17 protein-coding genes and 1 pseudogene are annotated in these 19,316 nt (G+C 69.2%); 7 read left to right on the top strand and 11 right to left on the bottom strand.

Annotated features, from left to right (window positions below):
• Positions 1-5: 5 nt before the first annotated feature.
• Complete coding sequence (locus ACIOD1_RS33100) at positions 6-236, bottom strand: hypothetical protein (RefSeq protein ID WP_401906676.1); 231 nt, start codon at positions 234-236, stop codon at positions 6-8.
• 330 nt (positions 237-566) lie between these two features.
• Between ACIOD1_RS33100 and ACIOD1_RS33095 the strand changes: the two genes are divergently transcribed.
• The gene (locus ACIOD1_RS33095; RefSeq protein WP_401906673.1) at positions 567-1,913 is read left to right on the top strand and encodes a peptide ligase PGM1-related protein; all 1,347 of its coding nucleotides are present in this window, start codon (positions 567-569) and stop codon (positions 1,911-1,913) included.
• A gap of 105 nt (positions 1,914-2,018) precedes the next feature.
• Here the strand turns inward: ACIOD1_RS33095 and ACIOD1_RS33090 are convergent, their stop codons facing one another.
• From ACIOD1_RS33090 to ACIOD1_RS33065, 6 genes and pseudogenes are all read right to left on the bottom strand, one after another.
• The gene (locus ACIOD1_RS33090) at positions 2,019-2,831 is read right to left on the bottom strand and encodes an SET domain-containing protein (protein WP_401906671.1); all 813 of its coding nucleotides are present in this window, start codon (positions 2,829-2,831) and stop codon (positions 2,019-2,021) included.
• 77 nt (positions 2,832-2,908) lie between these two features.
• Complete coding sequence (locus ACIOD1_RS33085; RefSeq protein ID WP_401906668.1) at positions 2,909-3,250, bottom strand: hypothetical protein; 342 nt, start codon at positions 3,248-3,250, stop codon at positions 2,909-2,911.
• Positions 3,251-3,497: 247 nt separating this feature from the next.
• Positions 3,498-5,471, bottom strand: a complete 1,974-nt coding sequence (locus ACIOD1_RS33080; protein ID WP_401906666.1) for a hypothetical protein — start codon at positions 5,469-5,471, stop codon at positions 3,498-3,500.
• A 472-nt stretch (positions 5,472-5,943) separates the two neighbouring features.
• Complete coding sequence (locus ACIOD1_RS33075; protein WP_401906664.1) at positions 5,944-7,191, bottom strand: esterase/lipase family protein; 1,248 nt, start codon at positions 7,189-7,191, stop codon at positions 5,944-5,946.
• Between the two features lie 335 nt (positions 7,192-7,526).
• Positions 7,527-7,646: pseudogene (locus ACIOD1_RS33070) on the bottom strand (FAD-binding protein); the annotation flags it as partial.
• 5 nt (positions 7,647-7,651) lie between these two features.
• The gene (locus tag ACIOD1_RS33065; protein ID WP_401906661.1) at positions 7,652-8,071 is read right to left on the bottom strand and encodes an arsenate reductase ArsC; all 420 of its coding nucleotides are present in this window, start codon (positions 8,069-8,071) and stop codon (positions 7,652-7,654) included.
• 100 nt (positions 8,072-8,171) lie between these two features.
• Here ACIOD1_RS33065 and ACIOD1_RS33060 point away from each other — a divergent pair, with 100 nt between their 5' ends.
• The 4 genes from ACIOD1_RS33060 to ACIOD1_RS33045 all read left to right on the top strand — a co-directional run bounded on the left by ACIOD1_RS33060 (position 8,172) and on the right by ACIOD1_RS33045 (position 12,021).
• Entirely contained in the window at positions 8,172-8,480 is a 309-nt protein-coding gene (locus tag ACIOD1_RS33060) for an ArsR/SmtB family transcription factor (protein WP_401906658.1), read from the top strand.
• Positions 8,477-9,568 (top strand): ACR3 family arsenite efflux transporter, encoded by a 1,092-nt coding sequence (arsB, locus tag ACIOD1_RS33055; RefSeq protein ID WP_401906655.1) that lies wholly within the window; start codon positions 8,477-8,479, stop codon positions 9,566-9,568. The genes ACIOD1_RS33060 and arsB overlap by 4 nt, the downstream gene beginning before the upstream one ends.
• Positions 9,565-10,620, top strand: coding sequence for an ArsO family NAD(P)H-dependent flavin-containing monooxygenase (locus ACIOD1_RS33050; RefSeq protein ID WP_401906652.1), 1,056 nt, complete (start codon positions 9,565-9,567; stop codon positions 10,618-10,620). Before arsB ends, ACIOD1_RS33050 begins: the two co-directional genes overlap by 4 nt.
• 258 nt (positions 10,621-10,878) lie before the next feature.
• Positions 10,879-12,021 carry a hypothetical protein gene (locus ACIOD1_RS33045; RefSeq protein ID WP_401906649.1) on the top strand — a complete coding sequence of 381 codons (1,143 nt, stop codon included), beginning with the start codon at positions 10,879-10,881 and terminating at the stop codon, positions 12,019-12,021.
• 21 nt (positions 12,022-12,042) lie between these two features.
• Here the strand turns inward: ACIOD1_RS33045 and ACIOD1_RS33040 are convergent, their stop codons facing one another.
• Entirely contained in the window at positions 12,043-12,537 is a 495-nt protein-coding gene (locus tag ACIOD1_RS33040) for a GNAT family N-acetyltransferase (RefSeq protein ID WP_401906647.1), read from the bottom strand.
• Positions 12,534-12,899 (bottom strand): ArsR/SmtB family transcription factor, encoded by a 366-nt coding sequence (locus ACIOD1_RS33035; RefSeq protein WP_401906645.1) that lies wholly within the window; start codon positions 12,897-12,899, stop codon positions 12,534-12,536. The genes ACIOD1_RS33040 and ACIOD1_RS33035 overlap by 4 nt, the downstream gene beginning before the upstream one ends.
• 115 nt (positions 12,900-13,014) lie before the next feature.
• Here ACIOD1_RS33035 and ACIOD1_RS33030 point away from each other — a divergent pair, with 115 nt between their 5' ends.
• Complete coding sequence (locus ACIOD1_RS33030) at positions 13,015-14,382, top strand: NAD(P)-binding domain-containing protein (protein ID WP_401906643.1); 1,368 nt, start codon at positions 13,015-13,017, stop codon at positions 14,380-14,382.
• 5 nt (positions 14,383-14,387) lie between these two features.
• Complete coding sequence (locus ACIOD1_RS33025; protein WP_401906640.1) at positions 14,388-15,635, top strand: MFS transporter; 1,248 nt, start codon at positions 14,388-14,390, stop codon at positions 15,633-15,635.
• Positions 15,636-16,207: 572 nt separating this feature from the next.
• Here ACIOD1_RS33025 and ACIOD1_RS33020 read toward each other — a convergent pair.
• Together ACIOD1_RS33020 and ACIOD1_RS33015 are read right to left on the bottom strand one after the other, a co-directional pair.
• On the bottom strand, positions 16,208-17,428 hold the full coding sequence (locus ACIOD1_RS33020; RefSeq protein ID WP_401906637.1) for a nucleoside monophosphate kinase: 1,221 nt from the start codon (positions 17,426-17,428) through the stop codon (positions 16,208-16,210).
• Positions 17,429-17,908: 480 nt separating this feature from the next.
• Positions 17,909-19,246 carry a hypothetical protein gene (locus ACIOD1_RS33015; RefSeq protein WP_401906635.1) on the bottom strand — a complete coding sequence of 446 codons (1,338 nt, stop codon included), beginning with the start codon at positions 19,244-19,246 and terminating at the stop codon, positions 17,909-17,911.
• Positions 19,247-19,316: the final 70 nt, after the last annotated feature.

Genomic DNA, 19,316 nt, shown 5'->3' with positions numbered 1-19,316 from the left:
GTGGGTCAGGATTCCAGGTAGCTGGTGTCGGCTTCGTATGACCACAACGGGACACGTTCACCCAGATCGAACGTCAGTTTGCCGTCGGGGCAGTTGTCGGGATTGACGTCGCAGTTCGCGCAGTCGACGAGCCGGGCGTAACCGCCGCTGACCACGTAGTAGGAGTACTTACTTTTGGTGTTGGGATAGTTCCCGTCGGGGAGATCGGCCGGTCCGTTACCGGTGGGGTAGCTCATGGCGGGCCTTCCAGGCGTGCCGGGGAGGGATCTCCGCCCATACCGGTGATTATTCGGGCCCCGGCCGTGTGATCAACACCTTCGCCCCGCTCACCGTCAGCAGGGCCCGATGCCTGACCGCCCCCGCCGGTCGCAGGCCCCCCCTTGTTCGGGCGGCATCTCCACCTGCCGGGGCATATAAAGCCGCGCGCAGGTGCTCACCGCACAGCACAGTCCGGCCCCGGCTCCCGATGACGCGTCCAACTCCCCGCCCTCCTGCCGGATTCGGCTCCGCTTCCCGAAGCCTGACGCCATGATGGGGTCACTGATCGTTCCGCGAAAGGGAGTCCGGTGCGCAGGCTGTGGGTGGCCAACTGCAACAGCGAGTACATGGTGGACCGGCTGGATCTGCTGGACCGTCGTGAGCTGGAGGTGACTCCGGTAGTCGCGGCGCGGATGGTGTGGCTTCTGCGCGACGGTGACGCCATGGTGATGGCACAGCCGCTGGATCGAGCCTTCGTCGCCCAGGTGGGGGCGCTGATGGGTTTCGATGCACAAAAGATCGACCTGATCACGCCCGGGGACGCAGGGGTGCGGGTGCTGGACCAAGAGGTGCTGCACCGGCCCGCGCTGGTGAGCCGGTTGAGGGAACTGGTGGCCGAGCCCGGGGAATGGGAGATACGGGGGTATCTGTCGGACCGGGGCATCGACGCTCTGGCGCGGGCTCTCGGTCTGGGCCAGGGGGCGGTGTCGGGGTTCGACGCGGCCGGGGGCGCGGAGCTGTTCAACAGCAAGACGGTCTTCCGAGCAATGGCGGCCGGTCTGGGGATTCCCGTTCCCGACGGTGCGGTGTGTTCCACGCGCGGAGATCTGGAACGGGCGCTGGACCGGCTGGCCGCGGTGACCGGGGCGGTCATCGTCAAGGCCGACCGGTGCGGTGGGGGCGCCGGAAATCTGCTGTGCCGGGCCGACCCGGGCATCCCCATGTCCGGGACGCTCGCAGTCCGGCCGCTGACCGGGCAGGAGGACCGGGCGGCGATCCTGGCCCACACCGGCCTGGCCGCCACGCACGCACCGCACGGTCAAGTGGTGGTCGAGGTCTACCACCCCGGCTGCCGCTCGCTGTGCCTGGAAGTGGACTGCCCCGCCCCCGGGGACGGGCCGCCCCGGCTGCTGAGTTTCGGCGAGATGCTGATGGAACCGGCCATCAACGGATTCGTCATGCCCGCCCAGGACCTCCCCGACCCCGTGCGCAAGGAGGTGGCAGACCAGGCACTGCGGCTGGCAACGAGTATGCGCGACTTCGGCTACCGCGGCCTGGTCAATATCGACGCGATCATCTCTCCCGGCGGCCAGGTGTGGTTCAACGAGGTCAACGCCCGACTCGGCGGCGGCACCCACCTCCACCATCTCGCCGCCCACCTGCTCGGACCGCACTGGGCCCGGCACCACGTCCTGGTCTCCCGCGATGACCTGCCCGCCGCCGGCATCCCCCAGCTGCTGTCCGCGCTGCAAGACCACCACCTGGCGTTCGACCCAGCCACCGCGACCGGCGTCGTGATCACCGGCGACGACACCCTGAACCGCGGCACCGCCGAGTACGCCGTGCTCGCGCCGGACCTCCCGGCCGCCAGGCACCTGGAGACCCGCCTGCGGCCCCTGACCTCCGCAGCCGCCGCGGCCGGCAACCTGCCATGACCGGGGCGGCGTTCACGGCAGGCCGAGGACCTCGTGCGGCCGCCGGCGCCGCGGCGCCCTGCCTGATAGCCGCTCACAGCCATCAGGCAGGCAGGTGACCGGTGCTCACCCGTCGGCCCGTCGCCCGTCGCGCAGGTATGCGGCGATATAAGGAACGCGGTCGGTGCGGTACTTGAAGCCGCGCGTCCGGCCCCGGCACACCGCGCTGCCGCACAGGCAGGAGTCCACCGCGATGCTCTCGTACTCGGTGGACTCGTAGTCCCAGGTGATTTCCTCCCCGGCACGGATCGGCCGCATGGCGACAAAGTCGTAGCCACCCACCGTGTTGTCCACGACCCCCGCATTGGGCGAGCAGCAGTGGTTGATGCTGCGGGCCGTCTCGTCCAGCTCGACGTGCAGATCCCAGCCCTTCTGGAACGAGTGCCGCGTACGGCGCGGCTCCGTCCGCTCCACACGCCCCCGCACCACCAACTCACCCACAGCGAAGTCCCTCACCGCGTATACGCCCCGGCCCTTGCCGGCAGCATCCCGGATCACGACCCCCACGACCTGGCCGTCCTCCCCCGGCAAAACACCCCGTCCCGATGCCGACCGTCCCCCAACCCCGGCCGCGCCGCCGCCGAACGGGTGCCCCTTTTGAGCCGTCGAACGTGAACCCTTGCGCCCCACAACGCCCCCTGCATGACGGACAGACAACAGTCCCCCCAGCCTTCCCACCCACCGTCGATCCGCGACGCGCAAGATCAACCTTTTTGCTGTGCCCTGCTGACCCTGCGGTGGGCGCAGCTCAGCGAAGGCACTGGCGGGACCCTGTGCTCGGTCGGCGGGCGATGTCGGTTCGGACGGCGACCCCGGACGCGGGTGCGGGGTGTCCCGCCGCGTCGAGGGGCCGGGGCGGGCGGCGGCCTCTTCGGCCATGGGGTTCTCGCCCCGAGAGCCGCTGATGCGTGGCCCGTTGCTCCTCCGTTGCCGTCTGCCATCAGAACGTCAGAGGGTTATCCGGCTGTGTACTGGGTCTGCGAGCCGCCGATGGTGTTACTGGCAGCCGCCTGATTGGCGTAGTCGGTCGCGACGGATCCGTAGTTCGTCACTTCCTGGCCGAAGTTGCTCGCAGTGCCGGCCTGGACTTCGTCATCCCAGGTGGTCGTGGAACCACTGCTGCTTCCCGAGTAAGAGGTGTTACCCCAGGCTCCGGCGGTATAGGGGGTACTGATCGGGGCAATCCCGTCGGCATGGGCAGAGCCCATGCCGACGCCCATCAGGCTGGCGGCCAACAGCGCTGCATTGGCAACAGTTCGAGATCGCATCGACAACTCCTTGTAGCAGGTGATCTTCACGTTGGGTAACGATCCGACCGAGTGCAGGTTGTCCTGTGAGCTCGGTCGTCTGCCCGACGACGTCCTGTACGGCCTTCGCCTCACGGACTACGACGACACCCCTGCCTGCTGACAGGCCTCATGGCAGAACTACTGAGGCCTTCCCTGCGTTCGACCGTCTGGGGGCCGAGATCAAGTGCGTAGCGCCAGCGGGTGTACGGATGGTCCCCAAATGTCGGGGTGGCGGTCCCGGGTGGCGGTGGGGGTGTCAGCGGCGGTAGAACAGGTGGAGTCGGTCCTTGAAGCCGGCCAGGCAGACGCCGGACCTGCTGCCGCCGTAGTTGGGGATGCGGCCGTAGTTCTCCCAGGGGACGCGGGGGTTCCAGGCCCACAGTTCGATGTCGCTGCCGTCGCCGCGGGTGATGGCGTACATGTTGCCGGAGAAGCCGGTGAGGGCGATGACCTCGTGGTCGAAGGGCGCGATGCCGAGGTTGGTCCAGGTGGTGCCGTCGTAGGAGGCCCAGCGCTGCCTGTCGGTGGTGAAGATGCAGTAGACCTTGTTGTCGCCGGTGGCCACGAAGACGTTGTTGCGGGCATCCTTGCTGTCGGGGATCTCGGGGCCGAGGCTGCCGTCGCCGTCCCGGTAGAGCAGGCTGCGCAGGTTGTCGGTGTAGCTTCGGATCGTCGGGTAGACCCACACGAGTTTGTTGCCCAGGACGGTGATGCTCGGCGGGCACTTGGCGAGGTCGACGCCGCTGGTGCCGGAGTACGACGTGGTCCATTGCCCGTTGCGCAGGGTGGCGACCATGATGCCGCCGGAGCCGTTGTCGGAGGAGACCAGGCAGCGCAGTTCGCCGCCGAGGACGGCCAGGTTGGAGGGCCGTGTCGTCGAGCGGATGGGCGTCGAGGCGGTCGGGCCCCAGGTTGTACCGTCGAAGGTCCGCATGGCGAGTTCTGCGGTGGGCGGGAACGGCTCGTTGTGCAGCAGGTAGAAGGTGTCGCCCAGGGCGCCCACCCCGGGGGCCTGGACCACCGCCCGGGACTGCGGGACGGGCACCTCGTCGGTCCACTCACCCATGTACCACTGCTTGGTGTAGACGTTCTCATCCGGTGCGGGCAGCAATTGCGTGTGCAGCCGGTAGTGGCCCTCCGGGCTGGAGAAGTCCCACACCAGCGTGCTCAGCGCGCCCTGCTCGCCGCCCGCTGCGGGGTGGGCGACCAGGTGGCGCAGTGCCTGGCGGTTGATGGCGATGCTGCGTTCACCCACCAGGTCGTCGTCGTTGGTCAGCCAGCCCAGCAGCCAGGTCAGCAGGGCCGCGACGATCGCGACGACGGCGGCCAGGGCCGCCTCGTTGGACTGGCCGTTCTCGGTGATGCTCACGGCCGCGTCCGCGCACGACTGGGCGACCTTCCACAGGTGCTTTTGGATCTCGTCGAAGATGTTGCCGCTGTCCTCCTCCCAGCATTCGAGGTTGAGGAGCAATACCTCCTGGTAGGAGCCCCGGTACAAGCTCGCGTTGCCGTCGAAGTTCGCCCAGTCCCCGGTGTCCAGGCCCCCGAACACCTGGGAGCGGTAGGTCTGCTCGGCGGACATGTCGCTGCCGGCGCCGCTGACCCAGTAGATCTCGTCGGAACCGCCCATCTGGTCGTTGGTGTCGCGCACGCACTGGAACTTCAACGGGTGCACGTTCACCGCGACCGTCCCCGCCCGTGCGGCGGCGCCCTCGTCGCCGGGCGGCCCGGTGAGCACGGTCACCGCGCTGCCGCCGTAGGCGGCCATCGCCTCCACCGCGTCCGGCCCGTCCACCGCTGTCCCGGGCTCCAGGTCGGCGACGTTGACGATGTTCACGTTCGGCTGCGCGAGGATCTCCTGGGCCAACGCCGGCAGGTCGGCGCGCAGGTCGGCGAACGAGTACGGGGTCTCGACCGGCACCTGGGTGATCTGCGCCGGGAACAGCGTCGCGCCGGCCCGCGCGGACGACTGCCGGTAGGCCGCGCCGCACGCCGCGATCTCCTCGTCCCCGACGAATACCCGCATCACCTCGACCAGACGCTGCTCCAGATCGGACAGCTCCAGTCCCTGTTCGTGGCGGGCGGCGGCGTGCAGGGCGACTCCCGCCAGGATGTTCCGGGGCCGGTTCGCCGTCAGGCGACTCGCCCCGCGCCCGGCTTTCCCCGCACCGTCCAGCCGTGCCCGCAGGCGTGCCAGCCGGTCCTCGGGGGTCGTTTCGATTCGGGCCACAGGTGACTCCTCGCTCGCACAAGTCCAGGGCGCTACCGCGCCCGAACCACCGTAGGAAACCCGCTGCCACTACAGGCACGGAACGTGACAAAGCGGCCGGTTTTCGCAGGCTGGCGTCTGATCTCCCGCAGCACGCGAACGGGCCTCTGTCGTCACCGCTTCTCTATCCGCCCGGTCATGAACCGGCGTCCCCACCCCCGCCGGCCGGGGCTCCGGGGCAGGCGCCCCGGAGCCCCGGCACCCGCTCCGGTCGACCCGGGCACCCCCGCCGCAGACATCTGCATCGGATACGCCCGCTGGGCCTGTTGCGACCAGCACCGCGATATCGGTCTTGCCGCCGCAGCACCGACGACGGCCTCGCCCTTGTCGTGCTGCAGGGCGAGGCCGTCATCGGGGGTGCGTCAGTACCTGGTGTTCGGCGGTGCCGTCATGGCCGGAGGCCGTACTCGCCGCGGGCGTCGTTGGCCGGTGGTCACGCTTCCCGGAGCTTGGCCACGATCCACTGGCCGAGGTCGGAGGTCATGACGGTGTGGCCCTCGTTGCTGGTGGCGCAGAGGAGGTCGTGGAGGTCGCTTTCCTCGGGGTTCACCTTGGCGTAGAGGGCGGTGTGGTCGTCGATGTGGGCCGACGCCACGGCGCTGACGGTGGGGACGAAGGTGGAGGTGTTGTGGGTGAGCTCCGCCTTCTGTCCGTTGACCAGCGCGGCCAGCACGGCGGCCATGCCGAAGTTGGCGGCGTCTTCCAGGAGAGGTGCCTTGGGGAAGAGGCCGCCGGGAGCGCCGTCGAGTTCGGGGAAGCCGGTGGTGTTGATGGTGATCGGGCTCTGGCGCGCTTGCGCGATCTGGGCGACGGTCTGCTTGCCCTGGCCCTGGGTGCGCAGTTGCGCGGTCGTCTTCGGTCCGTGGGCGGCGATTGCGGTGTCGTCGGCGGGGATGCTGTTGCCGATGCCGGTGCCCGTTCCGTTGGCGACACCGAGCAGGCGGGGACGCAGGGGCCAGCCGCCCAGTCGATCGAGCGCGGCCAGGAATTCGGTCCGTTCCCGGTCTTGGCCGTCGGCGACGTCGAGGGTGACCTCGGCGGCGGTCGCGACGTGCCAACGCAGCATCTGGCGTGCGGCCGGGCTGTTGACCAGGTCGGAGTAGAGGCTGAGGAGCGGGTTGGTGTCGCCCCACTTGTCCTTGACGAAGTGGGCGAATGCCTGGACTCCCAGCGGCAGCCACGCGCCGCGGTGCGGAGTGTCGTAGGAGAGGTAGGTGGCGGTCTGGTGGTCCTCCTTCTGCCTTTCCATCTTGGCCAGGGCGTAGCGGGTGACCATTCCGCCCATGCTGAAGCCGCCCACCGCCAACGGGGCGTTGCCTTCGCGGTCGGCGATCGTCCTGCGGATGCACTCGATCGCGACGCCGGCGTTGTCGATGATGGACGCGGACCGGTTCTCGAAGCCCAGGAGGATGACGTCGAAGCCGTTCTCACGCAGCGTGGAGATGAACGGGTAGTCCCCGTTCTCCAGGCCGTCGTACAGAACGTGGCCGTTGCTCCCTCCCATGGCGAAGCCGTCGGCGAGGATCACCGGCCGCCTCACGGCCATTTGGTCGGATGAGCTGTAGAAGACCCAGGCGGTCCCGTCGCGGAGCTCCCACTTGGTGTCCCAGGGGTCCGTTCCCGCGGCTGCGGGCTGAGCTCCCGGAAGGGGGCCCCAGATGCTGACAACAGGCTTGGACATGCTTCGACGACTCCTTGGTGTCGCGGCCGGTCATACCGAACACGATCATCGTCGCGGCAAGATCATCCAAGCCGCCCCGCAATTCACCAGCATCACCCTTTCGTGGATGAAAGCGGCGATTCGCTTACATCACCAGCACTTTCACAGCAGGCCCCGGCCCGCAATCCCCGCCATCGTGACCTGCGCCATGCCCATTTCACACCCGGCCACCATCCGCTAGACCACACCGACCGGACGCCGGGGCGTCGTGCCGACTCGCGGAATGATTCGAACATTCGATCTGGTGGGGGACGTCGTCCGTACCGCCCCTGAGGAGCCCGCCGTGACCACCCCCGCCCCACCGCCAGGGGCCCCAGCTGGGCGCGGGCCGTGTAGAGGGCTGCGGTGTATCCGGCGGGGCCGGAGCCGATGATGACGACGTCGCGTATGCCCTCACCGGTCGCGGTCTCGGGCATGGGTGTCAGACCCGCTTCTTGGCGTCGATGTCGGCGATCAGGCCCTCGGTGAGGTGCTTGATCTCGTCGCGGATCGGGCGGACGGCTTCGACACCCTGGCCGGCGGGGTCTTCGAGCTGCCAGTCGAGGTAGGTCTTGCCGGGGAAGTAGGGGCAGGCGTCGCCGCAGCCCATGGTGATGATGTAGTCCGATGCCTGGGCGGCCTCGGGGGTGAGGACCTTGGGCTTCTGGTCGGAGATGTCGATGCCGAGTTCGGCCATCGCCGCGACGGCGGAGGGGTTGATCTGCTCGCCGGGGACGGAGCCGGCGGAGCGGACCTCGACGCGGTCTCCGGCCAGGTGGCGCAGGAAGCCGGCGGCCATCTGGGAGCGGCCCGCGTTGTGGATGCAGACGGACAGGACGGATGCGAGCGGGGTGGAGGACATCGTCTCTTCCTTCATCAACCGAGGTCGGCCGGCCGACGGCACGATCCAACAAGTCAGCCCAGGCTGGTGTCAGCCCCGAGTGATGTGAAAGTATCAGTCCATGATGACGTCAGTCGACACTGAAGTGATGCGAGTCCTGGCCGACCCCCTCAGGCTTCAGATCGTGACCCTGCTCTCCCGCGAGACGCTCTGCCTCACCCACCTCGTGGAGGAGACAGGCGCCAAGCAGACCAACCTCTCCAACCACATGAAGGTCCTCAGAGAGGCCGGGGTCGTGGAGACCGAGCCGTGCGGCCGCTTCGTGTACTACAAGCTGCGCCCGGACGTCATCGCCCAGCTCGCCGGCCGGCTCGCCGACCTGGCCGCATCCGCGCGCACCGCCGCCGAGAACAAGAGGGCCTGTCCGTGACACCCACCCAAGCTCCCGCCGCCACCGAGGACTCCTCGGTCGCCCGGAAGCTCTCCACACTGGACCGCTTCCTCGCGGTCTGGATCCTTCTCGCCATGGGCCTCGGCATCGGGCTCGGCCGGCTGATCCCCGGGCTGAACGACGCGCTCGCCAAGGTGGAGATCGGCGGGATCTCCCTGCCCATCGCGGTCGGCCTGCTGATCATGATGTATCCGGTTCTGGCGAAGGTCCGTTACGACAAGCTCGACGCGGTCACCGGCGACCGGAAGCTGATGATCTCCTCGCTGGTCATCAACTGGATCCTGGGACCCGCCCTCATGTTCGCGCTCGCCTGGATCTTCCTGGCGGACCTGCCCGAGTACCGCACCGGCCTGATCATCGTCGGCCTGGCCCGCTGCATCGCCATGGTCATCATCTGGAACGACCTCGCCTGCGGCGACCGCGAGGCCGCCGCCGTCCTCGTCGCCCTGAACTCCGTCTTCCAGGTCATCGCCTTCGGCATCCTGGGCTGGTTCTACCTCGACCTGCTCCCCGGATGGCTCGGCCTGGGCGACGGCGAGCGCCTCGACATCTCCATGTGGAAGATCGCGCTGAACGTCGTCATCTTCCTCGGCGCCCCGCTGCTCGCCGGGTTCCTGACCCGCCAGATCGGTGAGAAGAAGCTGGGCCGCGAGAGCTACGAGAGCAAGTTTCTGCCGAAGATCGGCCCCTGGGCCCTGTACGGCCTGCTGTTCACGATCGTCATCCTCTTCGCCCTCCAGGGAAAGACCATCACCTCGCAGCCCCTGGATGTCGCCCGGATCGCGCTGCCGCTGCTGGTGTATTTCGGGGTCATGTGGTTCGGGACCTTCGCCCTCGGCAAGGCGATCGGCCTGAGCTACGACCGCACCGCCACCCTCGCCTTCACCGCCGCCGGCAACAACTTCGAGCTGGCCATCGCGGTCGCCATCGCCACCTTCGGCGTCACCAGCGGCCAAGCCCTCTCCGGCGTCGTCGGCCCCCTCATCGAGGTCCCCGTCCTCGTCGCCCTGGTGTACGTGTCATTGGCATGGCGCAGGAAGTTCACGGAGAACAAGCTCACCTCATGACACCTAGCACCGATGTGGTGGTGATCGGCGGCGGGCAGTCCGGGCTCGCCGCCGGCTACCACCTGCGCCGCTTGGGCATCGAGCACGTAATTCTCGACGCCAAAGCGGCGCCGGGCGGGGCCTGGCAGCACACCTGGGAGTCTCTCCACCTGTTCTCCCCAGCGCAGTACTCTTCCCTGCCCGGCCGGCTCATGCCCGCCCAGCCTGGCCAGGTCTACCCGGACGCCGGGCACGTCGTCGCCTACCTCGCCGACTACGAGAAGCGCTACAGCCTGCCGATGCAGCACGGGGTGTGGGTCGAGAGTGTGCACCGTGACGGCGCGTACCTGCGGGTGGAGACGGACGGCGGCAACTGGCGGGCCCGCGCGGTGGTCAGCGCCACCGGCACTTGGACCCGCCCGTTCATCCCCGCCGTGGCCGGACGGCACGAGTTCACCGGCCGCCAGCTCCACACCGTCCAGTACCGCGAGCCGACCGAGTTCGCCGGGCAGCGCGTGATCGTGGTCGGCGGCGGGAACTCCGGCGCCCAGATCGCCGCCGACCTCGCCCCGACGGCCGACCTGACCTGGGTCACCCCGCGCCCGCCCCGCTACCTGGCCGACGACATCGACGGCCGCGCCCTCTTCGACGCCGCCACCGCCCGCCGCCGAGCCCTCGACGCCGGACGGGCCGACACCGGCGGCGTCGCCTCCCTCGGTGACATCGTCACCGTCCCCCCGGTCCGCGCCGCCCGCGACGCCGGACTCCTGGCGGCGAAGCCGATGTTCAGCCGGCTCACCACCACCGGCGTTCAGTGGGTCGACGGCGCCCGCGCCGAGGCGGACGCGATCATCTGGTGCACCGGGTTCCGGCCTGCCCTCGCGCCCTTCGCCGGCCTGCGCCTGCGGGGCGCACGTGGCCACATCGCCACCGACGGCACCCGCGCGGTCGACGAGCCGCGCCTGCACCTGCTCGGCTACGGCGACTGGACCGGCCCCGCCTCCGCCACCCTCATCGGCGTCGGCCGCCCCGCCCGCGACGCCGCCCGGCAGATCACCGAACTCCTGCACTGACGAACCAAGTAACCATCAGGACAGGTTGGCTGAATCTCGCGTCTAATGATCGGGGTGACGAGACCTCATTCAGCAGGCCTGTGGCTTCCCGCCCAAGACGATGACCCCGACGCACTCACCCTCATCGTGGACACCCCCAGCGGCGTACACATACGCCGGATACCGCCCGCCCTACCACTGCCCGCTCACGTCGACCACGGTCCCGGTGCGGAGGAGGCGACCCACACGGCAGCGGCCACCTGGGGAATGCCCGACTTCGTGTTCCAGCAGGCCGATCACGCCGCAAAGGGATCCGGGCGGCGAGAACTGGGCGATCGGCTCCTTCTGGCCGGCAACCGGGGCGCGGTCGTGCAGGTCAAGGCCCGCACCATCAGCCCCAAGCCGGACGCCCGGGAGATTCCCTGGATCCAGAAGGTGGCCACCAAGGCAATGAACCAGGCGAAGGGCACGGTACGGCAACTGCGCATGCTGTCGGCCGACATGGTCAACGGCCGCGGCGGGACCCTGCACGTCGACGGGAACACGTTCGAGTGGATCGCCGTCTTCCTGCTGGACCACCCGCACGTGCCGCGCGACACCGTGCCCACCTGGCAACCACTGGGCTTCCCGGCCATCGCGCTCACACGCCGCGACTGGGACTTCCTCTTCGACCAGCTGCGCTCTACGACCGCGGTACTCGACTACCTGTTCAGGGCCGCCGCCGAACCTGCCGTGCCCCTCGGAGACGAGCCCGTGCGTTACTACGAGTTCGCCGCCGCCGATGCTGATACACCCCCTGCGGAGATGGACACCGAGCTGGTCGGAGCCGGCGGCACATTGTTCTCCGTCCCGCAGCTGCCCCAGGCTCCCGCGGGCAGCGACGGTACGAACGTCCACCGCATGATCCGCATCATGCTCGAAGACATCGCGCTCGCACCGCTTCAGGACTCACTGACCGAGCACAATCGCTTCACCGTGCTCTCCGACCTGGACCGGCTGCCCGTCGCGGTGCGGGCCGAGTGGGGCCACCTGCTGCTGGACATGCTTCGAGACGTCCCGCAAGTACCTGCGGATCAATGCAAATGGCGCTTCCGGCGCATGCTTGACGCCGACGGCACACGCCAACTCATCGTCGGCGCAGCGACCCGCTTCGACCGTGACGTCCAGGCGGCATTCTCCGCCTACGTGCAGCTTCGACACCATGAGGTCACCACTCGCACCGGCCGGACCGAGGGATCATCGGCCCTTGGCGTCCTGCTCACCCCGCGCCACGACGGGCGACGGCCGTGGGACACCAGCACCGTGCGCGTCCACGGGGACCTCGAACTGCCACCGGAAGACCTGCAGGTCTACAGCGAGGCTTGGAACCGCGCCTTCGACGAAGGCGACGTAGTCGCTCAGGACACGCCGAACAGCCCCTAGCCGACAAGTAAGGATCGGACTTCACATGACGCTGGAGCTGCGACGCTCCAGCAGGACCACGTTCCGCCAGACACCATGGTGGCGGCCGATGCGCTCGCGGGTACCGATGACCCGGAACCCGGCCCGCTGGTGCAGGGCCAGACTCGCGATGTTCTCGGGGAAGATCCCGGACTGGATGGTCCAGATCCCCGCGGCCTCGGTCGAGTCGATCAAAGCGTTCAGGAGCTGCCCGGCGACGCCGCGGCCGCGGGCGACGGGGTGAACGTAGACGGAGTGCTCGACAACGCCCACGTACGCGCAGCGCTCGGAGACCTTGGTGGCGGCCACCCATCCGAGCAGCTTGCCGTCGGTGTCGAGCGCGGCGAAGCGGTGCTCGGGGAGCTTCGCGGTGTCGAACTCGGCCCAGGTGGGGGCGGTGGTCTCGAAGGTGGCGTTGCCCTCGTCGATGCCCGCCTGGTAGATCGCCAGGACCTCGTCCGCGTGCGCGTCGGTCAGCGGCGTGACGGCGATGCTCACGCGGTGGCCGCGCGGGTCAGGAGCCGGCCCATGGCCGCGAGGACCGCGGGCTCGACCCGGTAGTACACCCAGGTCCCGCGCCGCTCGGAGGAGAGCAGGCCGGCCTCGCGGAGCTTCTTCAGGTGGTGGGAGACGGTCGGCTGGGAGACGCCGACGTCGGAGATGTCGCACACGCACGCCTCCCCGCCCTCATGGGAGGCCACCAGCGAGAACAACCGCAGGCGTACCGGGTCGCCGAGGGCCTTGAACATGAGGGCGGTCCGTTCGGCCTCCTCGGCCGTCAACGGGCGCTCGGTCAGGGGTGGGCAGCACGGGGCCACGGCCTCCGGCTCCAGCAGCGGCAACACCTTCACAGTGGACATGCCCCCATCATCCTTCGAACTTCGACAGATGTCTATGTTGACGAACGTCGATACCGGGTCCACTCTTGAGCTGTCAGGACATCGACAGACGTCGAATCAATTGGGGAGCCCCGTCGTGAACGCATCCACCGAAGCCCTGCCCGTCGCCGTGATCGGAGCGGGCCCCGTCGGCCTGGCCGCGGCGGCGCACCTCACCGGGCGCGGCATCACTCCCCTGGTCCTGGAAGCCGGACCGGCCGCCGCCACCGCGGTACGGGAGTGGGGCCACGTACGGCTGTTCTCCACCTGGTCCGAGCTTGTGGACCCGGCCGCCGAGAAGCTCCTGGCCCCCACCGGCTGGACGGCGCCCGACAGCAGGACCTACCCCTGCGGCGCGGACTGGGCCGCCCTCTACCTCCAGCCCCTCGCCGACGTCCTCGGCGGCAGGGTTCGCTACGGCGCCACCGTCACCGGCGTCTCCCGCCTCGGTCGCGACCGGATCGTGGACGCCGACCGCGAGCGGCAGCCCTTCACCGTCCGCATCGCGAACGCGGACGGCACCGAGGAGCGCATCCTGGCCTCCGCCGTCATCGACGCCTCCGGCACCTGGTCCACCCCCTCCCCGATCGGCGGCGACGGCCTTCCCGCACTCGGCGAGCACGCGGCGGCCGACCGGATCTCCTACCGGATCCCCGACCTCAAGAACCCGGTCGCCCGGGCCCGCTACGCCGGCAAGCGCACCGCCGTCATCGGCTCCGGCGCCTCCGCCTTCACCGCGCTGGCCTACCTCGCCGACCTCGCCAAGGCCGACGACGGGAGCGGCACGCATGCCACCTGGATCCTGCGCCGCGGCATCTCCGGCTCCACCTTCGGCGGCGGCAGCGCCGACCAGCTCCCCGCCCGCGGCGCCCTCGGCCTGGCCGCCAAGGCCGCCGTCGACAACGGCTGCGCCGACGCCGTCACGGGCTTCCGCACCGACGCCATCCAGCGCGACAGCGACGGCCGACTGGTGCTGGCCGCCGAAGACGGCCGCCGCCTCGACGCCGTCGACGAGGTCATCGTCCTCACCGGCCTGCGCCCCGACCTCTCCTTCCTCGACGAGCTCCGCCTCGGCCTGGACGAGCGCCTCCAGGCCCCGGTCGAGCTCGCGCCGCTGATCGACCCGAACCAGCACTCCTGCGGCACCGTCTACCCCCATGGCGTCAACGAGCTGTCCCACCCCGAGCAGGGCGTCTACCTCGTCGGCATGAAGTCCTACGGCCGCGCCCCGACCTTCCTCGCCATGACCGGCTACGAGCAGGTCCGCTCCATCGCCGCCCACCTCGCCGGCGACCAGGAAGCCGCCGAACGCGTGGAGCTGACCCTCCCGGAGACCGGAGTGTGCGGCGGCGCCGGCCTCTTCGACCAGCCCCAGGCCGCCGAAGAGACCAGCGGTGGCGGCTGCTGCGCGGCCCCCGCGACCCTGACCATCGGCGCTCCCGCCTCCTCTTCCGGCGGCTGCTGACCCGCATGCCGCACACCAAGGCCGGCGTGGCCGCGACCGGGACGGGGGTCCGGTCGCGGCCACGCGCCGCACTGCCCGCCCTGTGCGCCACCCAGATCACCAGCTGGGGAATCCTCTACTACGCCTTCCCCGTCCTGAACCCCGCCATCACCTCCGACACCGGCTGGAGCCCAGCCGCGACCACCGCCGCATTCTCCGCCGCCCTCCTCGTCTCAGCCCTCACCGGCATCTACGTAGGCCGCGTCCTGGATCACCGCGGCCCCCGCCTCGTCATGACAGCCGGCTCCGTCCTCGGCGTGCTCAGCCTGCTCACCGTGGCCGCCGCCCCCAACCCCGCCGTGTTCGCCGTCGGGTGGCTGCTGGCCGGAGCGGCAATGGCCGCCACCTTCTACCAGCCCGCCTTCGCCGCCCTCACCCGCTGGTGGGCCCCCGACCACATCCGCGCCCTGACCATCGTCACCCTCGCCGGCGGCCTCGCCTCCACACTCTTCGCACCCCTGACCGCCGTCCTCGCCGGCCACATGTCCTGGCGCGCCACCTACACCGTGCTCGCCGCGATCCTCGCGCTCGTGACCATCCCCGTCCACGCCCTCGCGCTCAAAGCGCCGTGGCCGCCCGCTCCCAAGGGCCCCGCGCATGCCGCCGGTGGCAGAGATTCCGTGGTGCGCAGCAGGGCGTTCGGGATGCTGGCCGCCACCTTCACCCTCTCCGGGTTCGCGATGTACGCCGTCGTGATGGGACTCGTACCGCTCCTACTCGAACGCGGCTACACCACCGCCCAAGCCCCCTGGGCCCTCGGACTCGGCGGCGTCGGACAAACCCTCGGCCGCTCCCTCTACGCCGCGCTCTCCCGCCGCCTCGGTGTCACCGCGCGCACCGTGACCCTGATCGGGCTTGGCGGGCTTACCACCGCGGCCCTCGCCACCACCCCCGGCCCGTACGCCCTTCTCATCGCAGTAGCCATCCTCGCCGGGGTGATCCGGGGCAACCTCACACTCCTCCAAGCCACCTCTGTCACCGACCGCTGGGGAACCACCCACTACGGCCGGCTCTCCGGACTCCTCGGCGCCCCCGCACACGCCGCAGCAGCCCTGGCCCCGTTCGCCGGCGCTCTCCTGGCCGGGCCGATCGGCGGCTACCCCGCGCTGTTCGCACTCCTCTCAGCGCTGTCGATCCTCGCCGCTGCCACAGCCCTCGACACCCGCCCGCGCATGCCACGGCCCGACCCGACAGCTCACCCGAACCGGCGATAGCACCACACCTGTTGCAGCGGCTACGGTTGGTACTCCGCGCGCTGAGCTGCACGAATGTTCCATCCCGTGCCTCGCGCCACACCACCTCCCCCAGAGAACACCTTGTGCATGGCCTGCATCAAGGCGCGCGGTGAAATCTTCCGCGCCTGAGCGATCCGCGCGGGCGGGTCACCGCACGCGCACCACCGTGACGACCACGTGGCGGGTGGTCCCGGCGAGGATCTCCACCAAGAGCGGCGCACCGTCGTAGGCCGTGAACATCTCTCCCTCGCCGACGCCGGCCCCGGACTCCGGGGCCGGCTTCGGCGAGGGCCCGCGCGCTCTGCGCGGCCAAAGTCCCCGTGACGCGCTGGGAGCGGACCCGGCTCCCGTCCGGCAGTTCCAGGAGCAGATGCCGGCGGCGGGCGGGGGTGCCGGTGAAGTCGACCACGAGCGCGTCGAGCGTCTCGGAGTGCCACTGGCGGAGAGGCGGTATTTAGAACCTTCGCTATTCCCGTGGTAGCGATCTTGCCCGCCGCTTGTGGCCCGCGTGAACATGTGCGCGCCGCAGCCGGAGGACTTGAAACAGGCCGTTATCCGAAAAACGCGGCGAGAGCTGATATTGCTCGGTCCGTCACATCGTTGACATCCCCATCTCCCGCGACCGTGATCAGCCTCCCTCGGGATCCGTACAAAGCGCTTACCGGCTCAGTCTTGTGCTGCCAAAGATCCCACCGGCTGGCAGTGGTCCGTCTGGAGTCGTCTGGGCGGGCCATAAGGGGGCTACCACAGTGGCAAGTGCCGTCCTGCTGTGGTGCCGCGTAGAGCAGGTGGTAGACGTGTGAGGAGTCGGTCCGGCAAATTCTCCTGCCCGCCACCCTCCTGATCGCTTCGGACTTGGTGATCTCGAATTTGAGAGCCACGTCGACCGCGAGTCCGTCCTCGGCCAGGATTTCCTCAAGCGCCTCCAACTGCTCCAGCGACTGAGGAAAGCCATCCAGCAGGAACCCGTGTTCGGTGTCTGCTTCGAGGAGACGCCGGTTGACCATATCGAGTAGCACGTCATCGGGGATCAGGTCGCCCCGGTCTATGCAGTGCTTGGCGATCAAACCTGCTTCTTCGCCATGACCGATGTTCTGACGCAGGATGTCTCCGAGGTGCACCTTCGGCACATCGAGCACCTTCTTGAGGAAGGTTGCTTGAGTTCCCTTTCCGGCACCTGGTGGCCCGAGGAGGAGGAGCCGAGTCGACTCTCGGGTCATGAGCCGGGCCACCGACGGCGTGATCCTCCGTCCATTCCCAACGGCTGCCTTACCCCTCACGGCGGGCCGGAGTAGCTCGTCGGCATGGTCGCGAGCCGCCTGCACGATGGCGGCGGCCTCCTCCCTCGCCTTTCGGATGATCTCCTGGGCTTCTGTCTGGTAGACAGGCAGCGCATCTGGGTGGGCTGACGGGTTCTGTGCTGTGGAGCGAGCCGCAGCTGCTCGGTGTGCCTTCGCGCCGCGCTGGAGCAAGCGGACCTCTTTCCACCGCTCCCGCCAGGAATCCGTGACCCGTGAGTCGGCGCCAGCTAGCTGACGGACCAGCTCCAAGGTGAAGTCGATCGAGGGCAGCCGCTTCCCTTGAAGCGCCTCAGAGATGGCGGAGGCAGAAAGGGACACGCGGCCCTGCTGCCGGGCCGCCTTCTCGATCTCTTTGTACGTGGGAGCCCCTGCGTCGATCCTCAGCTCATATAGCGCCGCGGAGAAGTCGGCCAGCGCGGCCTCGTAGGACCCCTCGGGGTCACGCCCCTCGGTAGCTGCATTCTCGTCCATGTTCTCCCCGCCCCTGCTCGGATCACCAGCGTAGGCAGCACAGCCGACCACCGCCGATATTCAGCGAATTTCAGCGAACGGCTTGCTCGTTCGGTGTCGATCAACGGAAGCCCTTCGTCGTTCGGCGCCAGCCGAGGGTGCTCGGCGCGCTACCTCATGGACCTGCAACGCCGGTGTCATGACAGGGCGCACCTTGCTCCGACCGTCGGAGACGAACTTTGCGAGGAAGAGGTATCCCCATGCCGAAGATGCCCAAGGCTCCCTGCCCCGTATGCGAACGTCTGGTTGCGCTACTGCCCACCCGCCGGGCCGGGTACGGCTCGGTCCACGACCACAAACGCCACCCGCGCGAGTTGGTGCTCTGCGGGGGCTCAATGACGCACGTCCTTCTCGCGAACGCGACCGCATGGCAGGATGAGCTCAAACTGGATGTCCCGGAGGTTCCCCGGGATACAGCCGATAAGTCGGCGTTGTTCTGATTCAGCCTCGCTCCCATGAACTTCCGTGGTAGCCAGGCGGGCCTGGCCGAGGCCAGGCCCGCCCGCCTGTATGGGCCGCCCTCACCTGCTGCGGCTGGGTGCCGGAGCCCCGGGTCAGCCGGTCTTGCCGGAGTGGACCATGAGGAGGGGTGTCGGTTTCCTGCCCGGCGACGCGGTAGGTGAGCAGGGCGGGCTGGTAGATGCCCTGGAAGCCGTCCAGGATCGTGGGGGCGCTCCAGGAGGTTACGTCGAACGTCACGTGCCGCAGCCGCCGGTCACGGGTGCTGCGGTCGCTCTGGTCGTTGACGTAGACGGCGTGGAGGCGGCCCCCGTAGGAGGCGAGCGCGAGGCCCTTGTGCGGGGTCAGGACCGCAGCGAGTTTCGGCTCGCTCCAGGTGGTGCCGTTGTAGGTGGTGTGCCACAGCTTTCCGGAGGCACCGGAGTCCGTGCGCAGGGCGACCTTCTGCCACCCGGGGCGCACGAGTTCCCGGTCTTCCACTACGGGCAGCGGGTGGCGTCGGGTATCGGGCACCGCGCCTGCAACGACCTGGTTGGGGGTCTCCCCGTAGCCCTCCTTGCAGAAGATCCGCACTTCGAGAGCCGTGTGCTGGATTCGCTCGTTCCGGATGGTGTTGGCCATGTCCGTCGCGGCCGCCCGCGAGGTCACGTCGAAATGTGGGTTGGCTGCGGCCCGACGGAGAATCCGCTCGTCGTCGTTGGCCGGTACCTCGACTTCTGTCGGCGCGGCGCCGGGCCTCCACTCCCGAATCAGCGTGGATTGGCGCAGCAGGCCGGGCCACCAGGGAAGTACCTGCCCGACGAGTTCCCCGACGTCACCCCAACTCGCCTCGTATTCGATCGCCGGGTGCGCGGTGTCCGCGGCGACCAGGGCAGGCCCACGGAATCCGACATCGCCGAACAGCGCGCAGACCGTGGCGATGCCGTCCTTGTTGCCACTGCGGGCGAGGGCGCTGGCGGCTTCGGTTGCCGCCTCGTGTTCGGTGCTGTGCAGGATGCGGATGGTGCCGAGGTCGGTGTCCCAGTCCATGGCGGGACCGTGGGGTGTGTCCCTGTACCCGGCCCATCGACCCGGTGCCGGCTCGTGTGGCAGTGGGCGCAGCAGGAGGGCGCCGCGGTGTGCGAACTCAGCCGTCGCGGCGGCCCACGAATAGACCTGGGTCCCGCCCCATACTTCCTCGGAGTCCTGGCTGACCGGGCGGCGCGCCTTCTGGTCGGGTTTCGGAAACTTTTCGCACTTCCGAGCCAGCCGCCACATGCCGAACGCGTTCACGCCCAGCATGCGCTGCACTTCGAGCTTGGTCAGATAGCTGCTGCTCACGGCCATACCGCTGCTCCTCACCGTTCCGCGCGAGCCGTGATGGCTCCCGGCCGATCATGAGCCGCCCTGG

The organism is Streptomyces sp. NPDC088097 (genome assembly GCF_044741845.1).
In the GTDB taxonomy this organism is placed as follows: Bacteria; Actinomycetota; Actinomycetes; order Streptomycetales; family Streptomycetaceae; genus Streptomyces.
This window is presented reverse-complemented; position numbering and strand designations above follow the sequence as displayed.

Coding starts and splice junctions, on each gene's coding strand:
- ACIOD1_RS33100 (WP_401906676.1), bottom strand. CDS start 236: ATGAGCTACCCCACCGGTAACGGACCGGCCGATCTCCCCGACGGGAAC.
- ACIOD1_RS33090 (WP_401906671.1), bottom strand. CDS start 2,831: ATGGCCGAAGAGGCCGCCGCCCGCCCCGGCCCCTCGACGCGGCGGGAC.
- ACIOD1_RS33075 (WP_401906664.1), bottom strand. CDS start 7,191: ATGTCCAAGCCTGTTGTCAGCATCTGGGGCCCCCTTCCGGGAGCTCAG.
- ACIOD1_RS33065 (WP_401906661.1), bottom strand. CDS start 8,071: ATGTCCTCCACCCCGCTCGCATCCGTCCTGTCCGTCTGCATCCACAAC.
- ACIOD1_RS33060 (WP_401906658.1), top strand. CDS start 8,172: ATGATGACGTCAGTCGACACTGAAGTGATGCGAGTCCTGGCCGACCCC.
- ACIOD1_RS33050 (WP_401906652.1), top strand. CDS start 9,565: ATGACACCTAGCACCGATGTGGTGGTGATCGGCGGCGGGCAGTCCGGG.
- ACIOD1_RS33035 (WP_401906645.1), bottom strand. CDS start 12,899: ATGTCCACTGTGAAGGTGTTGCCGCTGCTGGAGCCGGAGGCCGTGGCC.
- ACIOD1_RS33025 (WP_401906640.1), top strand. CDS start 14,388: ATGCCGCACACCAAGGCCGGCGTGGCCGCGACCGGGACGGGGGTCCGG.
- ACIOD1_RS33020 (WP_401906637.1), bottom strand. CDS start 17,428: ATGGACGAGAATGCAGCTACCGAGGGGCGTGACCCCGAGGGGTCCTAC.